The sequence below is a fragment of the Priestia megaterium genome, assembly GCF_046599315.1.
In the GTDB taxonomy this organism is placed as follows: Bacteria; Bacillota; Bacilli; order Bacillales; family Bacillaceae_H; genus Priestia; species Priestia megaterium_F.
The window spans coordinates 147,430-171,002 of record NZ_JBKIKC010000006.1 but is presented as its reverse complement, the minus strand read 5'-3'; the positions used below and the strand labels follow the sequence as shown (position 1 = coordinate 171,002).

The window sequence follows — 23,573 nt, the reverse complement described above, 5'->3', positions numbered from 1 at the left end:
ACCTTTCACTTTTATTGATACCAATTGGCTCGAGCTAACTTGGCATTTGTATTCACATGTTTTGTTTCGGTAAAAGCAGCTAAGCCGGATGGGCCTAACTCTCGGCCAATACCGCTTTCTTTGAAACCACCCCACGCAGTCTCAATATGAGGTGTATGATAGCCGTTGATCCAAACCGTTCCCGCTTGAAGATGTTCAGCCACTCGCTCTGCTTTCGCTACATCATTCGTTAAAATTCCTGCTGCTAAACCAAATCTAGTGCCATTGGCAAGTGCTATAGCTTCTTCTTCACTTGAAAAAGATTGAACCGTAATGACTGGACCGAATATTTCTTCTTGTACGACTTTCATATGCTGCTTCACATCAACGAGCACAGCCGGCGTTATATAGTTTCCACCTTCGCAGTCGATTAACGTTCCTCCTGTTAATAAATTCGCGCCTTCTTCTTGACCTAGCTTGATAAAATTCCGTATTTTATTCAGATGCTCCTTGCTAATAACCGGACCCATCTCCGTTTCTTCCTTTAAGGGATTACCAATTTTTATAGCAGCAACGGCCTCTGTAAGAGCAGAAAGAAACGGCTTATAAATAGATTGATGTACGAGTATACGCGACGAAGCTACACACACTTGCCCTTGGTTAAAAAACGAGCCAAACGTTGTCCAGTCTACTGCAATATCAATTTCACTGTCTTCAAAAATAAGAAGCGGAGATTTCCCTCCCAGTTCAAGCGAAACTCTTTTCATCTCTTTTGCGCACTGCTGGTAAATACGTTTGCCTGTTTCTGATCCTCCTGTAAAAGAGACTTTGGCTACGCCTTTATGTTCAACAAGCGCACTTCCCACTTCACTGTCTCCTGTAAGTAAATTAAACACCCCTTCTGGTATACCAGCTTTTTTACATAATGAAGCTAACTTTAAAAAAGAAAGTGGCGTTAATTCTGACGGCTTAAACACCACCGTATTTCCGGCTGCTAATGCAGGAGCCAGCTTCCACATGCCAAGCAGCAAAGGAAAATTCCAAGGAACGATTAGCGCGCATATCCCAATAGGTTCTTGAATGATTTTACTGTTTGTATCGTCGAACATGTCCTTTGTCCACGGCTGATTTTCTTCTATTAAATTTGCGTAATATCTTAAACAATTAATCGTATCTTCGGTATCCAACTGCGCTTCTCTTATCGGTTTGCCTGTATTTAACGTTTCTGTTTCGGCAAATATACTCGCTTCTTTTTCTAATAAGTTTGCGAGTTTCGTAAGCACCCGGATACGCAATGATTTATTTTTCTTCCATTCACTGTGCTCAAAAGCTCGTTTTGCTTTATCTACTGCTTCTTCTACTTGTTGAAGCGACGAATCAAAAACTTCTGCTATTACCTGATTGGTCGCTGGGTTGATAATTTCTCTTTTAAATGTTTTTCCTTGTTTCTTATCTATTTTTACATTTGCTTGCCCTTTCATAGTAAAACACTCCTTATAGAGAGCTCTTATATAAAAGTGGGAAGATAATATTACCTTCCCACTTTTACCGTCTTGTTTATATTCAGTCGTGTGCTTTCATTAACAGCGCTTCTTCTTCTTTTGCTTTTTTTCTTAACGCAATAAGCGTGATAAATTCATAGACAATATTAGCTGCCGCCGCTGCTGTAATTTGGCCATGGTCATAAGCAGGCAGTACTTCTACTAAATCAAAGCCGACAAAATCAATATTTGTTAATCCTCGAACGAATTGAAGTGCATCCTCAATACTTGCACCTGATACTTCAGGTGTTCCTGTTCCCGGTGCGTAAACTGGATCTAAAAAGTCAATGTCAAAAGACAGAAACACAGGCCCTTTACCTACACGCTCATGAATAATATCTAGCATTCTTTCAACGCCCAGTTTTTTGTATTCATTTGTCGTATACAGAGCTAAGCCTAATTTCTTTGCATCTTCTAAATCTTCAATGCCATATAGACCGCCTCGCATACCGATTTGAATGGAACGCGACACATCGATTAACCCTTCTTCAATTGCTCGTCTGAATACCGTGCCGTGATTATATTTTTGTTCAAAATAACTATCCCACGTATCAGAATGAGCATCAAACTGTAAAAGCGCTACCGGTCCGTGCTTTTTCGCGATGGCACGAAGTTCACCGAGCGTCATCGAATGATCACCGCCTAGTGAAATAGGAATAATTCCTTCATTCACAACCGGCGTTAGCCCTTCTTCAATTTTTTTATATGTTTCTAAAATGTACCCAGGAACCACTGCCAAATCACCGTAGTCCACGCCTGAAATGTAATCAAAAATATTAATCTTTTGTTCTGGGTTATACGGACGAAGCAAAATGGAGAAATCTCGAATAGCTTCCGGACCAAAACGTGCTCCTGTTCGAAAAGATTGTCCTGAATCAAATGGAATACCCGTCACAATAAAATCCATCTCAGAATTTACTTGTTCTACATACGGAAGTCTCATAAATGTTCGAGGTCCGCAAAAACGCGGAGATTCAAATGAATTTTTCGGCTGATATTTTGGCATGATTTATTCCTCCTAATGGGTTTCATTCATTAGCGCCATATTCTCCTTTTAAATATCTGACGCTTTTTGTTTAGATACTTGTTATTAATGCAAAATGCATGCCAATTTTCATCGCCCTATTTCGTGCAATTATGTACTGTTTTTAATTCATAATAGAATCAAAATAAGAAAATTGATTCATAATTGAATCAATTAATTCATTTTGAATTAAAATCTCATTATTTAATATTGTACTTTCGTAAACGCCTTACAACCGTAGGCTGGCTAATCCCTAATGCATTTGCCATTTCATACGTTGTTTGACACTGGCGATAAGCGCGAATCAGCCAATTTTTCTCCACTTCTGCAAGTGCTTGCTGAAGCGTCATTCCCTGAGAGGTTAACGTGTCAAGAGACTCCCATTCTTCTTTCTCATTTTTGATATTTTCTGAATAAAAAGGCAGGTCTTGAGGAGAAATGCTGTTTTCATCCGTTGTTAACACAAGGCGTTCAATCGTATTTTCAAGCTCGCGTACATTTCCGGGCCATTGATATTCAACCAATTGATTTAATGCTTCTGTATGAAAAAATTTCTTCATGTTATATTTTTTATTTTGTTTATGTAACACATGATAAAGCAGTGCCGTGATGTCTTCTTTTCGCTCACGAAGTGGAGGAACTATAATTGGAATAACGTGTAAACGATAAAATAAATCTTCGCGAAACGTTCCTTTTCTGACCATTTTCTCAAGCGGCTGATTTGTTGCTACAATCAGCCTGAAGTTTACGTGTTTGGCACGTTCACTGCCAATTTTGGTCACTGTTTTTTCTTGCAGCACCTTTAACAGCTTCACTTGCATATCAAGAGGCAGTTCTCCTATTTCATCTAAAAAAAGCGTGCCGTTATGAGCTAATTCAAACTTTCCTATCTTTCCTTTTGTACTTGCACCTGTAAAAGATCCTGCTTCGTAGCCAAACATTTCAGATTCAAACAAACTAGATGGAATGGCCCCGCAGTTGATTTCAATAAACGGCTCTTCTTTTCGTTCACTTCCATAATGTAAAGCACGAGCAAAAGCCGTTTTACCAACACCCGATTCACCTAATAAAACAACTGTTGCATCACTGTCTGCAACGCGATTAATAATGGACCATACCTTTTTCATAGCTTGACTTCGTATGATCATCTCATTCGACTGCTGTTCACGAAGCCCTTCCATTTCTAGCTGATATGTTTTCATTTTAACTTCGAGCTGCTGATAATCTTCTTTTAAGCGCTGAAGCTCTGTTAAATCATGTGAAAAGCTAATTACTCTTTTCATGCAATGATTTTCATCGTAAACGGGAATACCGGTTGCCATTACAACTTTTCCCGTTTCTGTTTTTTGCATTAGCTGTATTTCTTTCTTTTTCTTTAACACTTCAATCGTAACGGAAGGTGAAAATATCCCGCGTTTTTGCAAGTCGTAGACGCTTTGTCCGACCAACTCTGACACGTCACGCCCATATATATCACGGCAGTTTTGACTTGCTCGTAAAACAAGTCCTTTTTCATCGGTGATAACAATATTATCGTGAGAAGCATGCAAAATAGCTTCAAGCTCTCGTTCAATCATCTCTATTCAGTCCTCCTTTTTTAAATTTGATTTTTCTAACATTTATATCTTTTATTTTATCAGTAAACCTGCTTACTCAACACAAAAAGCTCCTTTAATAGGAGCTTTTTGTTTAAGATAGCTGTTTCATTTTTTGTTTAAATAACGCTATTTTAATCATAAAATAAGTGATATTTTCAGGTAACTCTTCTTTTATTGGCTTTAACTTTTCATGACCTACTGACGAAGCAGCTTGTAAAATAAGCTGTTCTTCTTCACCAGAAAGAAAAGGTGACCAGTCGATTTCTTTTTCTTCTTCTGCGCATTTAAACAAATGGTTTTCAATTGTAATGCGGCTCAATTCACGTTCTGCGGCAATTTCATCTAATGATTTCCCTTGCTGAAATAGCTCATACGATACCAAATGAGATCCTTCTTTAGATGAAGCTCTTGCTTTTTTCGGAGCAGGAGCTGACACTTCTCGCTTTCGATCTGGGTGTTCTTCACAAAACTGTTTGATTTCGGATATGAATCGTTCTCCGTACCGCTCTTGTTTTTGCTCTCCGACTCCTTTTACAGTGGCGAACTGCTCAAGCGTCACCGGAAGTTTTGCACACATATCATGAAGAGTGTCGTCTGAGAAAATGACAAAAGGAGGCACGCCTGCTTCGTCTGCTAACTGCTTTCGAACGGAACGCAAATGAGCAAACAGCTCATCATCTTGGACGATTTGCTTCACCTCCATTTGTTCTTTTCTCATCACTTTTTCCGCGCCAAGAAGAACACCTTTTCCTTTAGCGGCTACTGATAAGGTAGGAAATGAACCTTGTCCTACTAAAATAAACTGTTCTGAAATCAAATACTCAATAAAATCGCTCACTTCTTTAGCCGACCGATCGCTCATGACGCCGTATGTTTTCAGTTTATCAAAACCAAAATCAACTACTTTTTTATTTCGAGAACCCGTTAATACTTGAGCAATCATCATTTTACCGAAACGTTCGCCCATTCGAATCATACAAGACAATACTTTTTGCGTATCGACCGTTACGTCTATTTCCACGCGCTCATCCGTACAGTTGCTGCAGCGACCGCACTCATGCGCTTCGTTTTCTCCAAAATAATGAAGAATATATGCTTGCAAGCAGCCTTCTGTATGACAGTAGTTCACCATATTTTGCAGCTTTTCAAGGTCTTGAATCTGCTTTTTAGGATTCGAGGTTGACTGTTCAATCAAAAAGCGCTGCACGCGGATATCTTGAGGAGAATAAAGCACAATACACTCACTTGGAAGTCCGTCACGACCAGCACGTCCTGCTTCTTGATAATAACTTTCCATATTTTTTGGAAGCTGATAATGAAGAACAAATCGAATATTTGATTTATCAATCCCCATTCCAAAAGCAGAAGTAGCGACCATCACTTGAACATCATCTTGAAGAAAGCGGTTCTGCTCTTCATCACGGCTGTTTGTGCTCATACCAGCATGGTATTTTGATACGTTAATTCCTGACTTTTGCAACCTAGCATGAAGTTCTTCAACATCTTTACGCGTAGCGGCATAAATGATGCCTGCTTCTTGGTCATTTTTACGAATATATTGATCGATGTAACTGATTCGATCCTGACCTTTTATAACAGCGAACGATAAATTTTCACGTTCAAACCCAGTCATCACCGTATACTCTTCATCAATATGAAGAGCTCGGCAAATATCTTCACGTACTTGAGGCGTCGCCGTAGCCGTCAGCCCCATCACAATCGGAGCGTTAGACAGCTTGCTAATTAGTTCACTGATGCGCAAATAACTTGGTCTAAAGTCATGCCCCCACTGTGAAATACAGTGCGCTTCATCTACCGCTACAAGCGGGATAGGAAGCATTTGAAGCTGCTCTGAAAATTGTGGAGACTCCAGTCGTTCCGGCGCTACATAAAGTAACTTATATTCGCCAAGTGCTACTTCTTCTAAGCGCTGCTGTACCTCCGTGTGCGTCAGCGAGCTGTTAATATATGTGGCTGGAATACCGACTGCGTTTAAGGTGTCCACTTGGTCTTTCATCAATGATATTAAAGGAGAAATAACCAATGTTGTTCCTTCTAATAATAATGAAGGAATCTGATAACAAAGCGATTTCCCCCCTCCCGTTGGCATAATACAAGCGGTATTGTGCCCTTCTAAAACATAACGAATCGACTCTTCCTGCCCTTTTCGAAATGAATCATAGCCAAAATAGGACTGTAAATGTGTTAATGCTTGTTCAAATTGCAAAATAGCGTCCTCCTTTAAAAATAAGTAGAAATAGTAGTTGAGGAATCCAATAGAAGGAATTGAGACGTAGGGTTTTATTTTATCAAATCTTAGAGGAAGTTGCACAGAATTCGTTGATTTAAGAATATTGCAAGATAACTGTACTCGAATATCAAAAATAGTAAGCGAAGGGTCCTCAATTTATAACCCTTTTTCCTATTACAAACACCCTATATACATGTAAGGGCTCCCTTCCCTAAAAATCTTTTCCCATTTCATTCTTTTTTCCTGTATACTTAAGAGTAGGAAAGAGGTGCTTATCACGAGACATCCTGTAGAAACCATTTATTATTTAGAAAATCCCCAGCGTAATATTTCAACATATGCTTCGACAACGCAGTTAACGGTTGAGTCTGTTGTAAAAGATGTGTTTGGTGTTGCTTGCGTAGCAGATATTAAAATTATGCTTCAATATAATAAAGAATTCCGCAAAAGTATCAGTCAATTACACAATGCAGCGGATGATGATCTTATGTTAGAAATGGTTTTTCGAGTTGCTTCAAAAGAAGATTTGCTTCGCTTCAAAAAAAGTTTACTTGAAAGCAGTTTAAATGATACAGAAACGTCAATAGAATGTCCGTTCAGCGCAACCATTCAATTGCAAGATGGTCGCTATACATGGAACGAGTCTACTTCTGTTTATGAAAAACAAAAAGAACGTCTTTCATCTTAAACTTCTCTATTTTTATGTATGCAAAAAGCCTGGGCCTTAACTAGTTAAGGCCCAGGCTTTTTTGGAATTCATACTATACTTTGAAGGATAAAAAAATCAAGAAAATAAGCGCAGAATTTTCATTTTCATACAAAACATCATCTGTACAAGGATCTTCGTAATGATATTTCTCTCACACCCTACTATCATAGGAAGAAATATTTGCTACGATTATGACCACACTTGTTGCGATATATCTTTAGATATCCCTCTTGGTGCAAAAGCAACCAAGAGGGATATTTTGCATTTAATTTCAGTAAAAGCAGCTTCGAATATTGTGATGTGCAGTACAAACATTAGCCAAGCTATCCACGGAGATCTTAGAACGATGTGGCTTAAATTTCATACCGAAAAAGTATTGGTTGGAGTAACAATCAAAAAATTGATGCAAGAAAAAGACGAGCTAAAGTACCCTCCTGCTTATTATTTGCCAGGCGCTCCTCACAAATGACAGAGGTTTTTTATCTCCCTTGTATATTAGATTTTTTAACCTGATTTTATAGAAATAGGTTTTAATAATTGAAATGTCGTGTATACACAAAGCAAGAGGATAAGTTAATTAAATTTCTCTTCATTACTAAGCGTATTCTAGAAAGTTGTCTATCATATAAGGAGGTTTTTTGAAATGGTAAATGTAAAAGTAGTTGAAAATGGCGTACAGGCAAAAGATACAATCGAACAATTTTTACGTGAAGGATTTACAAAAGACGAAGTTTATTTACTTGCACACCATCAAGATCGCTCTGAGGATTTAACAGCTGCAACAAATACAAACAATATCGGCCTTTCTGAACAAGGTGTTTTTGATGCGATTGCGAATGTATTTCGTTCTAGAGGAGACGAACTTCGTGCCAAAATGCGTTCATTAGGATTATCGCAGCCGGAAGCTGAGCGTTATGAAGAAGAACTGGATCACGGTAAAGTAATTGTTGTTGCATCAAAAGTTGCTTGACCTAAAAGCCCTACAACAGGGCTTTTTTATTTTTGTCTTCTGTCCCACTTATCTTTTCATTGGGAAATACTTTCCCTATTCTCATTTATATTGCAGAGATGAGTAGTCAACTTTTATTGGCTGCCTTTTTTATATGGTGTTTTAATTTGTTTATGACCAATTAAAAAATGAAATGGGTATGATTAAAGAAGGCATCCGTACATATGATTATGAAGATAAGAGTTAGTGCGAGGAGTGATAAATTGATTATAGGAACTGAGTACACAAAACATATAAAAAATGGGTTAGTTGTTAAAAATATTCCTTATAAGATACACGATAGACCTTGTGATGAAGGCTGCTGTAAAAATGATAAAACGATAGGCGTCAGAGATAGATTGAGGGTTAATTGGCTGTTAAATGTGTTTATGCCTAGCAAAAATATCGCAGTATTTGATTATAAATATTGGTCAGAAGAACTAACTTTTTTATGGAGAGAGCATCGAAGAAAAAATATATAATATTTGAGATAAAAAAATCTCCTTCATGAGCAAGGAGATTTTTTTATCTTTATTTCATTTTCTAGCACCAGCATATTTATCACGAATTTCAACGAATTTTATAACTCAGATGTGGTGACAGTAAATGTACGATCACTATTATAAATTGCTCATCAGATACTTTCCCTTTTACTCATAATAACGAATTCTATAAGTAACAGTACTTTAGTTTTGTTTATCATTTTCTACTGAGGGTAATAATGAAGATGCATAAACTATATATAAAGAGTGAAATATTATGATTAATGTCATTGTGACACTACTTGATTATATAAAGAACTCTTCTACAGATGATTCGCCACTCGTCCACATATTGGTGAGGCTATGGGATGTTGGTTGTATTTCACTGCTTTAGCAGAAGAAATATCAGCTTTAGAAACTTGTCTTAATACCACAACTACTTAAGCTTACTCAAGACTCAAAAACCTTGGCTGAATCTCAGATTGATACACTAAAAAATTAATGATTAAAGAAGGAATTCCACTTCCTGAAATACCGGCTACCAAGCCGAAATCCAACCCTAACAGTATTCCATTAGGAGCAAAAGCCACGGATTCTGAGATCGCTAACTTAATATCTGTAAAAATTGCCTCTAATATCGTAATGTGCAGCACTAATATGGGACAATCTATTAGAACCAATATTGGATTAATGTGGTTGAAGTTCCACACTAAAAAGGTGATATTGGGATCAAAAGTGAAAAGTTTAATGCAGCAAAAAGGATGGCTTAAAATTCCACCTTATTATTATCCACCTGGATCCCCTCATAACTAATTGAGGTGTCCTAAGGTAAACAACATAGATAAACCTTACATCTAACACATTTAACGAGGTGCTTGAATATGGATTTCCCGACAATTCATACAAATTTTTGGGACGCTGTTATTGGTGTTCCAATTGTGTTAATCGTCACCCAGTTGGTCAAATGGCTTTTCCATCCTAAAAAGCAATATGTCCCGACTATTGCTTTAGCTGTTGGCGTGCTTTTTTCAGTACTTATTAGTCACCCTCATCATATAATTGCAGGATTGTTTATGGGATATTTCTATGGCTACGCCGCAATTGGCAGCTATGCCGGCCTTAAAACCACGTGGAGAACGATTAGAAGAGATACGTCTCCTTATTCATCAGACTAAAAACCAGCGAATATTTCGCTGGTTTTTAGTCTTCATTACTTATTTCTTCTGCTCCTAGCTCTTTGGCCAAGTGAACAACCGATTGGTTAATTTTCCATACGTAATAAATGTTATGTAGCAGCTGCAGATGCTGTAAGTTTCTTTATTGAACGGACGGTATCAAAATAATCCAAAGATTGTTCGACCTTTTGTCTAATATCTTCAAGCGTGTACACATACATTCCTCTTTCTCCTCGTAAAGCTTTTTCAAGCTGAGTAAAATTGCTTGCTACTTTCTCTTCCACTTTCTTTACTACACCATGAAATTCTACTTCATTTTTTGCTTTCGTTGTTTCATCATTCACAACCAATATACCTATCAGGCCGATTACGCCCGCTAAAATAGCAGCGGTAATTTGTTAACTTTCCGCTGCTTTTAATGTAATCATCATAGTCACTACCGCTGTAATTATGCTGATTGTAGCTTTAGAAGCTGTATTGAGCCTTTTTCGTTCAGGATCTGCAGCGACTAAGCGACTAAACCAATATGAAAAAATAAATACCCTCTCCTTTCGTGCTGTCGAGTTATTTGCAGAAAGAGTAATATTATTACTTATACCCTTTTTTATTCTTTTCTATCGTATGTAAACGCGTTTTTCCACTATAATATCGCGAACGGCTAAAGAGCTAAACAAATACTAAAAAACACATCTGCTTTCTGTCAGATGTGTTTTTTAAGAAATAATCAGGCTTTACAATCTCAGAGAAGAAATTTCCCACCCGTTTGTTAAGGGATTTCTTTTTAAAGTAAAGACCATTGTTGTCTTTTGAGCCCCTTTGCCTTCGTAATAAATAAGACAATCTACGGCGATTTTCTCTTTTGTTTTATATCTTTTTGCATGAAATAAGTCCGTTTTATAATAAATGGTAGAGATACTATGCAGTTTTGCCCATAACTTCTGATCTTGCTTCACACGCAAAACCGGCTGCATCAAGGCATCGTCATCTTGCTTTAATCCTGTTAAAAACATATTTACGACTTCTCGCGGTTCAGCTTTTAATGCGTATTCATCGAGCTTTCCCCCTGCTTTTAACACCATTAACTGATGACCTGGATCCACATTTTGAGACTTGTGGGTCGTACTTCCTGCAAAATGAATGCAAAAATGGCCGGGGAACCCATTGTCAAGGGCACCGGCTCCATGAGGCATTCCATTCATGGAAGCTGCAAGCATTTGGCCTTTAGACGGAATGAGAACAGCTCTTCGGTTCCAGCTCCATTTTCCATTATATAAATGCTTCATCACTTTCGTATCTTGACGTGTAAGGGGCTGAACATCCGCATGATGTGAACCGGCTCTTCGCTGTACATAAAAGTAAAAACCGGTTTCTACATCGATAACTTTAAATTTTTTACCCTTCGGCAGTAAGTTTTCTACACGTTTCCACTTCAATACTTTTCCTGTGTCACTCACCGGAAAGTACGTAAGGTTTTCTTCTGCTTTCATCTTTTGGGGATGTACAGAAAAACTAATAAGCATAAAGACTAAAATCATTAATTTTGTCATTGTCTACCCTCATTACCTTGTAGTTTCTCTATGTAATATGCGAAGGTACGCATACAATTATAAATAGAAATTTTTACACGCTCAGCTCATGGAAAATAATACTGAAAAGAGCTTACGAATCCTATACATTAAACAGTTCATTTTATTCATACTAACAGGTGAAAGCGAGGTATATGATATGAATTTCACTTGGATGATTGGACTTTTAATGCTTATTCAACCTCTTTCTGCACAGGATCACCTATCTATTACTCATGACGGTAAACCAATTTATCGGGTTGAACGGGACAAAGTGACAGTGCCTCTTCTTCCTGTACCTATGGTTGATCATGATCGATACAATCTTCTTCTTAAAGAATTGGATAAAAAAACATATAGAGAGCCCATAAATGCCCGCATTGATAAAAGCGGACAAATTGTTCCTGAACAAGCGGGGGTCAAACTATATCATAAAAATTTTGCAGAGAAATTTTATACTTATTTTTTTAACAGCGGTACGTCAACATTAGAAGTCCCGACGCTTCCTGTTCCGCCTCGTGTAGATAAGGAGCTGCTTGCAACAATTCGAATTAAGCAAATCGGTCATTATCATACGGTATTTAATCCTCATAATGAAAATCGATCTCACAATATTTCTCTTGCGGTTGAATCACTAGACAGCAGCGTCGTATTTCCTGGGGAAGTTTTCTCTTTTAATCAAACCGTCGGAAAAAGAACGGCGGCAAAAGGGTATATGCGTGCGCCAATCATTGTAAAAGGAGAGTATTCTGAAGGAGTTGGAGGAGGAATTTGCCAAGTTTCTTCTACTTTATTTAACGCCGTCGATAGCGCTGGTGTAACCATCACGCAGCGTTACTCACACAGCCGCAGTGTTTCCTACGTACCTCCTGGGCGAGACGCTACCGTTAGCTGGCATGGACCTGACTTTCATTTTAAAAATACCTACAGCGATCCCTTACTGATTCGAGCGCAAGTACGCGGGGGCGTTGTAAGCGTAGCCGTTTATTCGACTGACACGATTGAATACGAGCCTCGTCGCGTGCCTTTGGCTTCTAATGACCAGTTGCCAAAAGAGAAAAAAGCTGAATCGCATGTTCATAATGAGCCTGTCCGTTAATCATCTCTTCCTGTTTTTTATAATGAAAACAAAAAAGCCTAAAGAAGGTTCTTTAGGCTATTCAGTGATATAATTAGCAGCCGTAGTAGCCACCATAACCACCGCTATAACAGCTACATCCGATAATTACTAATAGGATAAATAATACAACTAATAAAGCGAAACCAGAACCGAATCCACATCCAGCATTAGACATACAAGCACTCCCTTTCACCGTAATTTTCTGTTACTAAAACAAAGAAGGTTCAAACATGGGGTGTTTCTCATGGATAGGTTATTGTATGTCTGAATAGACGTTTTGGTTTGTTATTCTGCTCACTTTTTAAAAATTAGGCTTGTTTTCGTTTTTACAACTCATAAAATGTAAAACTTTCCACAAAAGTGAAGCTCATTTCCACTCTTCCTTTAAAATCGCGTAATAATATTCATCCCACCATCCTTTTTCAGTTGGAATACATTTTTTGAAATCCCCTTCTCTTCTCATCCCAATCTTCTCCATAACCCGATAAGAAGGCGCATTCTCGGGTTGACAAGTAGCAATAATCCGATGTAATTTCATTGTGTTAAAGCCGTAGTCCACTATGGCTTTTGCCGCTTCCGAAGCGTATCCTTTCTGCTGATATTCAGAATTAAACACCCAGCCAATTTCATAAGTATGGTTACCAAAATAGTTAAAAAAGACGATATGACCGATTATGATTTTTTCATTTTTTAATACAACTGGAAAGTTTTTTTCGTTTCCTTTTATATTTTCATTTACAAATTTCTTCGCATCATCCTTACTAAAAACACCTTCTGGTAGGTAATTCATGACATTAGTATCAGATGTGTATTTGTAGACATCCTGCCAATCTTCATATTTAAATTTGCGTATTAGTAATCTGTTAGTCTCAATGTTCATGTAATTCTCCCCTATTTTACAGCATCTTTCTCTACGCTTGTTTCGATAGTGAGGATAGAAAAACCTCTTTGCACCAAGGTGCTATTGTTTTTATTAACTCTTCTTCAAAAAAAGATAAAGTGAATCTGCGAAAAAGAAAAATAAAAGAGAAAAAAGTAAAAAATTGATAATAGATGGCTATTCCCCTCATTCAAAACAAGAAAGATACAACAAGATAGAAAGCCACCGTTATTCCCGCTGCAATTAAAGCTGGCTTTAATTTATACTTGGCATATTCAATAACAGATAAATCTAATATTTTGGCGATAGTATTCGTATCGTCGCTTAAAGGTGAAGAAAACGCTCCAAATGAACCGCTTGCAAATACTGCCCCGATAATCAGCGGCAAAGAAAGATCTGCAGAACTTGCAAGCGATACGCCAAGCGGCATTAAAATTCCCCACGTTCCCCAAGCAGACCCGATAAAGTAAGAAATAGCAGCTCCAAACACGAACATAAAAGGTGTGACAAACATTTGAGGAATCCACTTGGAATGTGCCGTCACGAAATCCGAAAAACCTAAGTCTTCTGTAACAGCGGATAATCCCCATACTACGGATAACAACAAAATAACAGACATTAAGTCATTGCCTCCTGTGATAAAGCCATTAAGCAAATCATGTAATGTAAAGCGCTGAAACAAGAAAAAAATGAGGGTGATTAACGTAGTCATAACCAAAGCTACTACCATCGCTTCTAGGACGTCTGCTTTAATAAACGCTTCAAAAAAGTTGTCACTCCTATGGTGGCCACTCCACCACGTTAAAAGTAAAGTGAGTGAAATCACAACAAGTAAAGGTACTAGCAGATTCCAAGGCTTAGAAGGCAAATCCTTCGACACACATGGATGACAATCATGCCAATCTTTTTCGTCTTCTTCCTCCAGCTTCGTAGGAGCAGTAGATGTTGAATGATGAAAAAAGCTTAAATAAATTCCTACTAAAATAATCACAATCGAAAAGAAATTATAAGGAATGCTTTGAATAAATAAAGAATAAGCATCTTGTTTTATGCCTTGATGATCAATCGCCATTTGAATGATTGATACCATATACCCTACAAATGCCGTTGCCACAGGAATTAAGACGATGACAGGAGTAGCAGTTGTTTCAATAACAAACCCTAGCTCTGCTGTTGTCATTTTCACCTTCTTCAGTAGTGCTCTCATGATGGGCGCTATCGTCACAAAGCGAAATGTAGGAGCACTGAATGTTCCGATGGTTGAAACATAGGTTAAAATAAGTGCTTTTTTTCTTGTATCAATTCTTTCTGCAGCTGTTTCTACAAACCCTTTAACTCCTCCAGCCATCTTAATCATTCCGATAAGCCCGGAAAACGCGTATAAAAAGACGACGATTTCTATATTACTTTTATCTCTAAGAGCTTGTACAACGTAATGAAGTAACTTTTCAACACCTCCGACAATAGAATGATCAATCAAATAAGCGCCTACTAATAAGCCCAAAAACAGCCCTGGCAGTACTTGTTTGGTGAAAATAGCTATTGGAATAACAATTAAAAATGGTATAATTGAAAACCAACTAGATTCCATAGGACTCTCCCCTATCTAAAAAAACATATTAGATGTCTTCACGTATAGTTCATTAGCTTTTAATGTAACCCCAATATTATGTCTATATTCACGAAAACAAAACGTATAAGCAGCACTGCTTTAATAAATTATTTCTCATTAAAAACAGCAGCATAAAACCCTTTATTTCTACAACAAAAAAGCAGTTTGCATGTGCAAACTGCTTTTAAAATGAAGCGGAAGACGAGGTTCGAACTCGCGACCCCCACCTTGGCAAGGTGGTGTTCTACCACTGAACTACTTCCGCGCATATATGAAATTAAGTAAAGATGCGGGTGAAGGGACTTGAACCCCCACGTCATAAGACACTAGATCCTAAGTCTAGCGCGTCTGCCAATTCCGCCACACCCGCGTGTAAATAAAAAAATAACTCCAAAATGGCAGGGGCAGTAGGAATCGAACCCACACTGACGGTTTTGGAGACCGTAGTTCTACCTTTAAACTATGCCCCTAAAATCATTCTTTCAACAGAACCTCGTTTATTAACGACGCGATTCTATAATAAAACATATATGAAATTTCGTCAATAGGTCTTTTTATGAATCACGACTAGTACCAGCGATTTCCGAAAAAGGTGTGAGGCATATAAAAAATTTTTACACTCCACCCCCACCAGCCGTATTATCTTTTAATCTTCACTATTTATTTTTAGAGGCTCTTCTGTAAAAGTTTCTTTTTTAGACAAGACACGGCCCTATACAAAATGTCTCCAAAATCTCGTGAAGACTGAAAGAGTATGTAGGAGTGCAGATTTTATAGGAGGGACGCTTTTTTGAGAATCCGTATTGAAATCCACAGATTCCCCCTCGTTTCCTACAAGCATACTGTGAGAAATTTTAATTTCAATAGCTTCTGTTAGCTCAGCCGCAAACTCTTCACTATCTATCATAACCATGGATTCAGTATTTAGAAATACAGATCGTGAATCTAAGTTAAAAGAACCCACTGCACTCAAACGCTGATCATAAACAACAGATTTCCCGTGAACCGAATAAGGCTTTTGATATTCATAAAGCTTTAACCCAGCTTTTATGACGCGATTCTTTACTCCCAAGTATGCAGAAAAAGCCATAGCATTTGGAGTGGATGTAATAGAATTAGTTAAAATAATTCTTTGCACTTTGGGTTTTAATCGCTTATCTATATACTGTTCCATCTCTTTTGTTGGAACGATATAAGGACTCTGAACGACAATGGATTTTTCAGCTTGTTGGGAAAGCTTAATAAATGTTTTCCATATATAAGGGCTTTTGTTCATTCTTTCGATAGGATTTGCAATAAAAGAAACCTTTCTTGTAGGCATCGTTGATTCTCTCCATACGATATAAGGATGAACAAAAGGTTCGTTTGCTTTTTTAGCCTCTTCGTATTGATCTATTAACAATTTCTTTCCTGAAAGGCCACGAAATTGTTTAGTTTTCTTGAGCTTTGGAAAAGCTTTGCGTGTATACGGGTGATTCCATAATTTCTCTACATACTTCTCCATTGAGAGAATGACGCTGTGACTTTCTTGCTTTGTATTATAAATTAGCACATCACGGTCATAGACAAAATTTTTATCTGGTTGACTGGCTAAGTATTTATCTCCAATATTTCGTCCTCCGATAATACCTAATTGACCATCGACTACTATTATTTTATCGTGAAGACGATTATGCCATGTCCAAGGTTTAAAAACATTAAAGGGCTCATAGTACTTTAATTCAATATTATTATGAAAAGCTAGAGCATAAAGAACATTTTTTCTCTTGCCTTTTAACCCATGAGAGATCCCGTCTAACAGCACTCGAATACGTATACCTCGATCCGCAGCTTCAAATAAAGCGCCCATAAGTAAATCCGAGGAACGACCTTTACCAATGGAAAAGTACGCAATATCGATTGTATGCCTCGCTTCTTGAACCATCTGCATCCGAACGAGCCCTGAAAAATAACCGTTTTCTAAAAGCATAACTCGGTCTGTCGATTCTTTTTTTCCAAAGAAATTCTCTGTATTCATTACTTTTACGTCTTTTCCTTTGTACAAAGGGATATAAAACAGTGCCACTGCAGTTACGAACACATATATGAAATACAATACGACAATCATCATTAGTATATTTATTAGCATGTTTCCTGTCACAATCCCTTTCCATTCTTATCGTTTCCTTTCTATTAGGATTCTTACTTTTTTAACTTCTATACCTTATAAAAGAAGAATGGAATGAAGATTTCAACAACTATTATCTATATCCGTTTCTCTCAACCTTAAATCAAAAAAGCTTCCTTCTAAGAAGGAAGCTTTTTCAAATATATATGCTTTATTATGGTTTTAAGATAACTTTTGTACATTCATCCTGATGATTGCTAAATATTTTATAGGCTTCACTCGCTTGATCAAGAGGGATTCTATGAGAAATTATTTCTGTAGGATCAAACTCTCTATCTTTAATTTTTTTGAATAATTCGGGCATATAATGAATTACTGGAGCCTGTCCCATTTTTAAAGTGATGTTTCTTTCAAAAATGTTCCCAAGAGGAAACATATTATATATCGATCCATATACACCTGTTAGCTGAATTGTGCCAAATTTCCTTACTGCTTTTAGTGCAATTTGAATAGCACTTAACGTTCCTCCTTGCAGCTTTAGTTTTTGTTCAATCGCTTCTACTGGTGATTTCTTTCCATCCATTCCTACACAATCAATTACAACATCTGCTCCCCCACCAGTTACCTCTCTAATATAGCTTCCCATATCGTCGTATTTATCAAAATTAAAGCACTCTACGTTATTCATTTGCTTAGCTCGTTTTAATCTATATGGAACATTATCAACAGCAATGACTCGTTTAGCACCTTTCATCCATGTAAACTTTTGAGTCATTAATCCAATGGGGCCGCTGCCAAGAACCACTACTGTATCCCCAGATCCAACTCCGGAATTTTCTACACTCCAATAAGCGGTTGGCAGAACATCAGACATAAATAACAATGCCTCGTCTTCAAGCTCACAGGAGGGTGGAATTACAAATGGCATAAAATTCCCAAAAGGAACACGTAATAGTTCAGCCTGTCCTCCGGGGTGATTCCCGTATCGTTCAGTGAACCCGAAGTATCCTCCTGTATCGATTTCCTTATTAGGGTTAGAGTTATCACATTGACTTTCTAAATCATGCTGGCAATAATAACAGGTACCGCACGAAATATTGAATGGTAAAACTACTCTGTCTCCTTTTTTTACTTTTGTTACCTCTGGTCCCACTTCTTCTACAATTCCCATTGGTTCATGCCCAATAACGTATCCTTTTTCAGCAGGCAGAGCACCTTGGTAGATATGTAAATCCGAACCGCAAATGGCTGTAGAGGTGATTCTAACAATAATGTCGTCTTTTTTCTTCAAAGATGGATCTTCTACTTCTTTTACTTGGATATCCTTTGGACCTTGAAAAGTTACTGCTTTCATAATCATCCTCCTTAATTAAATTATTACTCTATACCCTTAACAACCCAAAATATGTATATATTATGGCTAAAAATTTATTTAGCCTTCCTTTAGATTAAAAAATGAGCGTAAATACTTCTTACACAACGAAAAAAGCAGAAGTTCATTATCTTCTGCTTTTACAATTTATACACGATTGTGAACCTGCTCTAGATAAAATAGCAGCTCTTTTATTGATTAAGGTCGTTCTCCATATCTTTGATATCCTGCTGATACTCTGTTAGACGCTGACGCTGTGTTTCAGAAGCATTTTCAAGCGCGTTCTCAATTTGTTGAGAAGCTTCATTTATTTCACCTATCGCTTGCTTTACTTCATGTCCATATGATGCATCATTTTTAGCTTCATTTGCCTGTGCATATGCATCTACAGCTTCTTTATGTCCCTGCTGTGCTGCTTGAAACGATTGTTGCTTATCTTTGTTATATGGGAATTTTTTCATCATAGTGCTCCTTTCCATTTGTTCACTCTTTAGTGTGGCATTTTTCCACTTATTCATACGACGCTTAAATAGGTTAAAGCTGTGTGAATATTCCTTATAACAAACCCTATAATTATTTATAATTCATTTTATATAATTAAATGTTTTCCACATTTTATATTAATGTATATTTTTTAGCGGACATCATGGAAATAGCTTGCCTGAACGTCAAAATATATAAGGGCTGACCGCCTGCACTTGCTTCCTTCCTCTTTGATTATTTGTGCATAGATTATGTGGATGAAAATAAAAAAATCAGATCAAAACTCTCATAAAAAGAAACGAAAAACTTTTAGATAAAGCTTTTGGAAAGATTGTTTCAGCTGCTTTTGTTTTATCCTTATCATAAGCTGGATTCGCTTTAGACCTGCTAAAATAAAAGTAAAAAAGGAATAAAATCTACATAAAAAAAGCAGGTAGTCACCTGCTTTTTTATGCTTGAAGCGCCTGAAGTCCTGCTTGATTTAAGAAATGCCAAGGCTTATTAAAGTGCGGTTGAAAGAAAAAGTCCATGAACCCAAGCTCATCGATCGTCATTTCCTGTTGTATGCATACAGAAAGTGTATTGATTGCTTGAGTAGCATCAATTTTAGAAATAACCTGAGCTCCTACGATTCGTCTCGTTTTTTCTTCATATACTACTTTTAACGTAATATTTTCGTATGTTGGCATGAATTCTGGTCGGTTATTCTCTGATATTGTGATGTTTTTCACATTCATATCCAAAAGAGAAGCTGCTGTTTCTGTTATACCGGTAGATGCAACATTGTAATCATAAATATGCAAGCCTGATGTCCCTTGTGTTCCCATATACTTAAGCGTTGGTTTAACAAGATTTTGAGCTACTAACGTTCCCATTCTAACCGCATTTGTAGCAAGCGGAATATAGGCATGTTTCTTAATCGGATTGTAGTAAATGGCACAGCTGTCTCCGGCAGCAAATACATCTTTTTTGCTTGTTTGCATATATTCATCAACCACAATTGCGCCGTTTGGAAGCATGTCCACTTGTCCTTTTACTAAATCTGTATTTGGACGGAAGCCAACACACAAAATAACAAGATCTGCTTCATATTCTCCTTCAGTCGTAACTACTTTTTCAACAGATCCCTCACTGCCTACAAATTTAGTGACCGCTTGATTTAATGCTAGCTTAACTCCGCGTTTTTTAAATTCTGTTTCCATCAAGGTTGTAAATTCTGGATCAAGATATTTATTTAAAATACGATCGGCACTATCAATAAATGTGACTTCTTTCCCATATACTTCAAACGCTTCTACTAATTCGGCACCAATGTAACCCGCGCCAATTACAGCTATTTTCTTCGCTTGCTTCGCTTTTTCAATAATATGGTTGGCATGCTGATAGTTTTTACAAAGTACAACATTATTTAAATCGATGCCTTCAAGGTTTGGAATAATCGGCCATGATCCAGTTGTCATAACTAATTTATCAAATGTATCTTCAAATTCTCTGTTTGTTTCTAAATTTCGTACAGCGATTTTTTTACTATCTGTATCAATATTCGTAACTTCATGTTTCATTTTCATATTTATACCCATCTCTTGCAATTCAGACGGTGAAGAGTAAAATAAACCATTTGCATCTTTTACGACTCCGCCTACATAGAGCGCAATTCCACAAGACAAAAATGAAACATTATCATTTCGTTCATAAACTGTAATTTTAGCTTCTGGATAAAGTTTTGCCATATTTTTTACTGCTGCTGTTCCTGCATGTGTACACCCTACTACTGCAATTTTCATAGATGATATCCCCCTTAGGATTATAGAAAATAAAATATGATTTTGTGAATTTATTCACATATATTGTGAAATATTTCACATATCTTTTACAATTCTTATTATACAAACATGTTTGTCCTTTTTCAAGAGATATGTGAAAAAAATCACATACTTTTTTTAAAAAAATATGTTACAGGCTGGTTCAAATAGCTTTAAAACTTGATATAACACATTTTTAAGCAGCGTTTTTTTGCTGGTGGATTTACGGCCGTATGTTTGCTGATGAATTTTTTCATCAGCATATTTTTTACTTAGAAACTTACTATCCATTGCATTCTCTAACAAAAAAACAGGATGGATAATCCTAAGATACAGAAATGCCACTCACAAGCAAGTCTGCTGTATAAACCGCTAGAAAAGTAAAGAATATATCAATGAAAGCTACAAGTGTTACAAAGAGGACTTTATTCAGTCCAGCGTTCTTCATAAAAAATAAATGCCTTTGAAAAAAGCTCTGTTATAGAGTCAAAGATAAAAATAAAAAGTAGAAATAGACATATGGCCCAGTAAGACTCATATTCCACTCCCATCACTTTAAAGAAGCCTATAAAACCAAAAAAGTAGCTTCCCATTAAGGTAGCTAAAATGATTAGTACCATTACTCCTGCTATAAAGAACGCGACTAAACGATCCATTCCCCTGCTTCTTCTTTTCATTATTACACGCCACCTCGCTTGCTCATCACTTAAACCACCATATACCAAAAAAGTGCGATACCATGGTATCGCACTTTCCTACGTTACTTATCTTTTTTATCTTGAAGGGCTTGTTTCAAGGCATCACCCAAGCTTGAACCAAATGCTCCGTCATCGTTATATTTGTTAAGAAGCTTTCGTTCCTCTCGCTTTGAAATCTTTTTCTTTTTGTCTTCAGCTTTTTCTACTACTTGACATGAGCGACATTGGAAATACGTACCTGCTTTTCCTGAATGAATTTCCATTCGCTTATGACACTGCGGACAGCGGCGATTTGATAGTTTAGGGTCCTTCGCTCGTCTATAGCTGCACTCAAGACTTGAACAAACAAGTACTCTACCTTGCTTTGTTTTCTTTTCTTTCAAGAATGAACCGCATTCCGGGCATTTAGAACCCGTTAAATTATGAGGTTTGTACGTTTGATTACTTGTTTTTACTTGCTTAACTAGCTTTTCTGTTTGTTGACGAATATTCGTTAAAAACTCTTTTGCATTTCCTTTCCCTTTAGCAATTGCTTCTAAGTCACGTTCCCACTTAGCCGTAAGCTCAGGAGACTTTAGCTCATCTGCTACTAAGTCAATCAGCTGCTTCCCTTTTTTGGTTGCATGCAGACGGTTATTTTGACGATCAATGGATTCATTTTGCAGAAGCTTTTCAATGATATCTGCACGGGTTGCTGGCGTACCTAAATTATGTTTTTCCATTTGTCCAAGAAGATCCGCTTCTGTATAGCGCTGCGGCGGCTCTGTAAATGCACTTTTCATCGTTACATTTTGAATAAGCACCTTGTTGCCTTCTTTAATATCAGGTAGTTTCACCGTAACCTCTGATTCTCCACCAGACACTTTTTTGAAGCCTGCATTTACGACTTGCTTTCCGCTTGCTACTAACTGCTCCCCATTTACTTCAAGCTCTGCTTTAACCACTTCATACTCATATGCAGGATAAAATAATGAAATAAATCGCTTTGCGATCAAGTCATACAGTTTTCGTTCATCGGCTGATAAGTCCTGTAAAAACACAGGCTGATCCGTTACGATAATAGCATGATGATCACTTACTTTTTCGTTATTAACTACTCGCTTTGGCAACTGTGCATTTCTTAAAATCGGACGAACTTCTTCTTTATATACAGCAGAGATACTTTCCAAGCGCTCTTTCATTGTTGAAACCATATCTGTTGTTAAATAACGAGAATCTGTACGTGGATACGTTACTAACTTATGCTGTTCATATAGCTTTTGAAGTACATTTAATGTCTTCTTAGCAGAGAAGTTAAAACGCTTGTTAGCATCACGCTGCAATTCATTTAAGTCATAAGGAAGCGGCTGCGCTTCTTTATGCATCTTGCGCTTGATTGTTTTCACAACTGCTTCACCTGATAATTTTGAGTGTAGCTCTTTTGCACGTTTTTCATCAAAAATGCGCTTTTCATTGCCCTTTTGCCAAGCTGCTTCAAACGACGAAAACTGAGCTGTAAGCGTCCAATATTCACTAGATTTAAATGTGTTAATTACCTGTTCACGCTCAATAATCATCGCGAGTGTCGGTGTTTGTACCCGTCCTGCCGATAATGGTTCTTCGTATTTAGTCGTCAACGCTCTCGTTACGTTCAAACCGATAAGCCAATCGGCTTCTGAACGGCAAACCGCTGATTCGTACAAACGATTAAATTCTTTTCCCGGTTTTAGCTGTTTAAACCCATCACGAATTGCTTTGTCCGTTTGAGACGAAATCCAAAGGCGTTTAAACGGCTTGTTCCAGCGTACCTTTTCCATAATCCAACGTGCAACAAGCTCTCCTTCACGCCCTGCATCAGTTGCTATAATTAACTCACCAATATCCTTTCTTTTCGCTAAATCGGATACTGTACGAAACTGCGAACTTACTTTACGAATTACTTTTAATTTCATTTTCTCAGGCATAATTGGTAGATCTTCTAATCGCCATGTTTTATATTGGTTATCATAATCCTCAGGTGTTTGTAATTCAACTAAATGACCGAGTGCCCATGTTACGACATACTTTGGCCCTTCAATATACCCTTTTTTTGTTTGTGTGCTGCCAAGTACGCGCGCAAGGTCACGTGCTACACTTGGTTTTTCCGCTAATACAAGTGATTTCATTTTATGTATACCTCCAATTCACTTGTTCCATTATACATGATTG

22 protein-coding genes and 3 tRNA genes are annotated in these 23,573 nt (G+C 37.3%); 7 read left to right on the top strand and 18 right to left on the bottom strand.

Annotated features, from left to right (window positions below; genetic code table 11):
- Positions 1–11: 11 nt before the first annotated feature.
- From ACLHDF_RS18760 to recQ, 4 genes are all read right to left on the bottom strand, one after another.
- On the bottom strand, positions 12–1,460 hold the full coding sequence (locus ACLHDF_RS18760; protein ID WP_413920204.1) for an aldehyde dehydrogenase family protein: 1,449 nt from the start codon (positions 1,458–1,460) through the stop codon (positions 12–14).
- An 82-nt stretch (positions 1,461–1,542) separates the two neighbouring features.
- Positions 1,543–2,526: an agmatinase gene (speB, locus tag ACLHDF_RS18755; RefSeq protein ID WP_413920203.1), complete on the bottom strand. Its 984-nt coding sequence runs from the start codon at positions 2,524–2,526 to the stop codon at positions 1,543–1,545.
- Between the two features lie 218 nt (positions 2,527–2,744).
- Positions 2,745–4,121 (bottom strand): sigma-54 interaction domain-containing protein, encoded by a 1,377-nt coding sequence (locus tag ACLHDF_RS18750; protein WP_413920202.1) that lies wholly within the window; start codon positions 4,119–4,121, stop codon positions 2,745–2,747.
- 112 nt (positions 4,122–4,233) lie between these two features.
- On the bottom strand, positions 4,234–6,369 hold the full coding sequence (recQ, locus tag ACLHDF_RS18745; RefSeq protein ID WP_413920201.1) for a DNA helicase RecQ: 2,136 nt from the start codon (positions 6,367–6,369) through the stop codon (positions 4,234–4,236).
- Positions 6,370–6,661: 292 nt separating this feature from the next.
- Between recQ and ACLHDF_RS18740 the strand changes: the two genes are divergently transcribed.
- From ACLHDF_RS18740 to ACLHDF_RS18715, 6 genes are all read left to right on the top strand, one after another.
- Positions 6,662–7,081 carry a hypothetical protein gene (locus ACLHDF_RS18740; protein WP_413920200.1) on the top strand — a complete coding sequence of 140 codons (420 nt, stop codon included), beginning with the start codon at positions 6,662–6,664 and terminating at the stop codon, positions 7,079–7,081.
- A 280-nt stretch (positions 7,082–7,361) separates the two neighbouring features.
- On the top strand, positions 7,362–7,571 hold the full coding sequence (locus ACLHDF_RS18735) for a hypothetical protein (RefSeq protein WP_413920199.1): 210 nt from the start codon (positions 7,362–7,364) through the stop codon (positions 7,569–7,571).
- Positions 7,572–7,745: 174 nt separating this feature from the next.
- Positions 7,746–8,072, top strand: coding sequence for a general stress protein (locus tag ACLHDF_RS18730; RefSeq protein ID WP_013056955.1), 327 nt, complete (start codon positions 7,746–7,748; stop codon positions 8,070–8,072).
- Between the two features lie 242 nt (positions 8,073–8,314).
- Entirely contained in the window at positions 8,315–8,572 is a 258-nt protein-coding gene (locus tag ACLHDF_RS18725) for a hypothetical protein (protein ID WP_413920198.1), read from the top strand.
- 501 nt (positions 8,573–9,073) lie between these two features.
- Complete coding sequence (locus ACLHDF_RS18720) at positions 9,074–9,385, top strand: DUF3231 family protein (protein ID WP_413920197.1); 312 nt, start codon at positions 9,074–9,076, stop codon at positions 9,383–9,385.
- A gap of 68 nt (positions 9,386–9,453) precedes the next feature.
- The gene (locus tag ACLHDF_RS18715; RefSeq protein ID WP_413920196.1) at positions 9,454–9,747 is read left to right on the top strand and encodes a hypothetical protein; all 294 of its coding nucleotides are present in this window, start codon (positions 9,454–9,456) and stop codon (positions 9,745–9,747) included.
- Between the two features lie 110 nt (positions 9,748–9,857).
- On the opposite strand, the gene ACLHDF_RS18710 is transcribed toward ACLHDF_RS18715, so the two are convergent.
- On the bottom strand, positions 9,858–10,091 hold the full coding sequence (locus ACLHDF_RS18710) for a hypothetical protein (protein ID WP_413920195.1): 234 nt from the start codon (positions 10,089–10,091) through the stop codon (positions 9,858–9,860).
- Positions 10,092–10,478: 387 nt separating this feature from the next.
- Positions 10,479–11,294, bottom strand: a complete 816-nt coding sequence (locus ACLHDF_RS18705) for a hypothetical protein (protein WP_413920194.1) — start codon at positions 11,292–11,294, stop codon at positions 10,479–10,481.
- A 178-nt stretch (positions 11,295–11,472) separates the two neighbouring features.
- Between ACLHDF_RS18705 and ACLHDF_RS18700 the strand changes: the two genes are divergently transcribed.
- On the top strand, positions 11,473–12,411 hold the full coding sequence (locus tag ACLHDF_RS18700; RefSeq protein ID WP_413920193.1) for a VanW family protein: 939 nt from the start codon (positions 11,473–11,475) through the stop codon (positions 12,409–12,411).
- 73 nt (positions 12,412–12,484) lie between these two features.
- On the opposite strand, the gene ACLHDF_RS18695 is transcribed toward ACLHDF_RS18700, so the two are convergent.
- The 12 genes from ACLHDF_RS18695 to ACLHDF_RS18640 form a co-directional block, all read right to left on the bottom strand.
- Positions 12,485–12,607, bottom strand: coding sequence for a YjcZ family sporulation protein (locus tag ACLHDF_RS18695; RefSeq protein WP_013083059.1), 123 nt, complete (start codon positions 12,605–12,607; stop codon positions 12,485–12,487).
- 192 nt (positions 12,608–12,799) lie between these two features.
- Positions 12,800–13,312, bottom strand: a complete 513-nt coding sequence (locus tag ACLHDF_RS18690; RefSeq protein ID WP_413920192.1) for a GNAT family N-acetyltransferase — start codon at positions 13,310–13,312, stop codon at positions 12,800–12,802.
- Positions 13,313–13,502: 190 nt separating this feature from the next.
- Complete coding sequence (locus ACLHDF_RS18685) at positions 13,503–14,903, bottom strand: Na+/H+ antiporter NhaC family protein (protein ID WP_413920191.1); 1,401 nt, start codon at positions 14,901–14,903, stop codon at positions 13,503–13,505.
- Between the two features lie 214 nt (positions 14,904–15,117).
- A tRNA-Gly gene (locus ACLHDF_RS18680) sits at positions 15,118–15,189 on the bottom strand.
- Between the two features lie 23 nt (positions 15,190–15,212).
- Positions 15,213–15,294, bottom strand: a tRNA-Leu gene (locus ACLHDF_RS18675).
- 26 nt (positions 15,295–15,320) lie between these two features.
- A tRNA-Trp gene (locus tag ACLHDF_RS18670) sits at positions 15,321–15,394 on the bottom strand.
- A gap of 242 nt (positions 15,395–15,636) precedes the next feature.
- Positions 15,637–17,031, bottom strand: coding sequence for a phospholipase D-like domain-containing protein (locus ACLHDF_RS18665; protein WP_413920292.1), 1,395 nt, complete (start codon positions 17,029–17,031; stop codon positions 15,637–15,639).
- Positions 17,032–17,245: 214 nt separating this feature from the next.
- Positions 17,246–18,385: a zinc-dependent alcohol dehydrogenase gene (locus tag ACLHDF_RS18660; protein ID WP_413920190.1), complete on the bottom strand. Its 1,140-nt coding sequence runs from the start codon at positions 18,383–18,385 to the stop codon at positions 17,246–17,248.
- 209 nt (positions 18,386–18,594) lie between these two features.
- Entirely contained in the window at positions 18,595–18,864 is a 270-nt protein-coding gene (locus ACLHDF_RS18655; protein WP_413920189.1) for a hypothetical protein, read from the bottom strand.
- A gap of 471 nt (positions 18,865–19,335) precedes the next feature.
- Complete coding sequence (locus tag ACLHDF_RS18650; protein WP_413920188.1) at positions 19,336–20,670, bottom strand: FAD-dependent oxidoreductase; 1,335 nt, start codon at positions 20,668–20,670, stop codon at positions 19,336–19,338.
- A 443-nt stretch (positions 20,671–21,113) separates the two neighbouring features.
- Positions 21,114–21,365: a YrvL family regulatory protein gene (locus ACLHDF_RS18645; protein WP_413920187.1), complete on the bottom strand. Its 252-nt coding sequence runs from the start codon at positions 21,363–21,365 to the stop codon at positions 21,114–21,116.
- An 83-nt stretch (positions 21,366–21,448) separates the two neighbouring features.
- A complete protein-coding gene (locus ACLHDF_RS18640; RefSeq protein WP_413920186.1) occupies positions 21,449–23,530 on the bottom strand; it encodes a DNA topoisomerase III in 2,082 nt (693 codons plus the stop codon).
- Positions 23,531–23,573 lie beyond the last annotated feature (43 nt).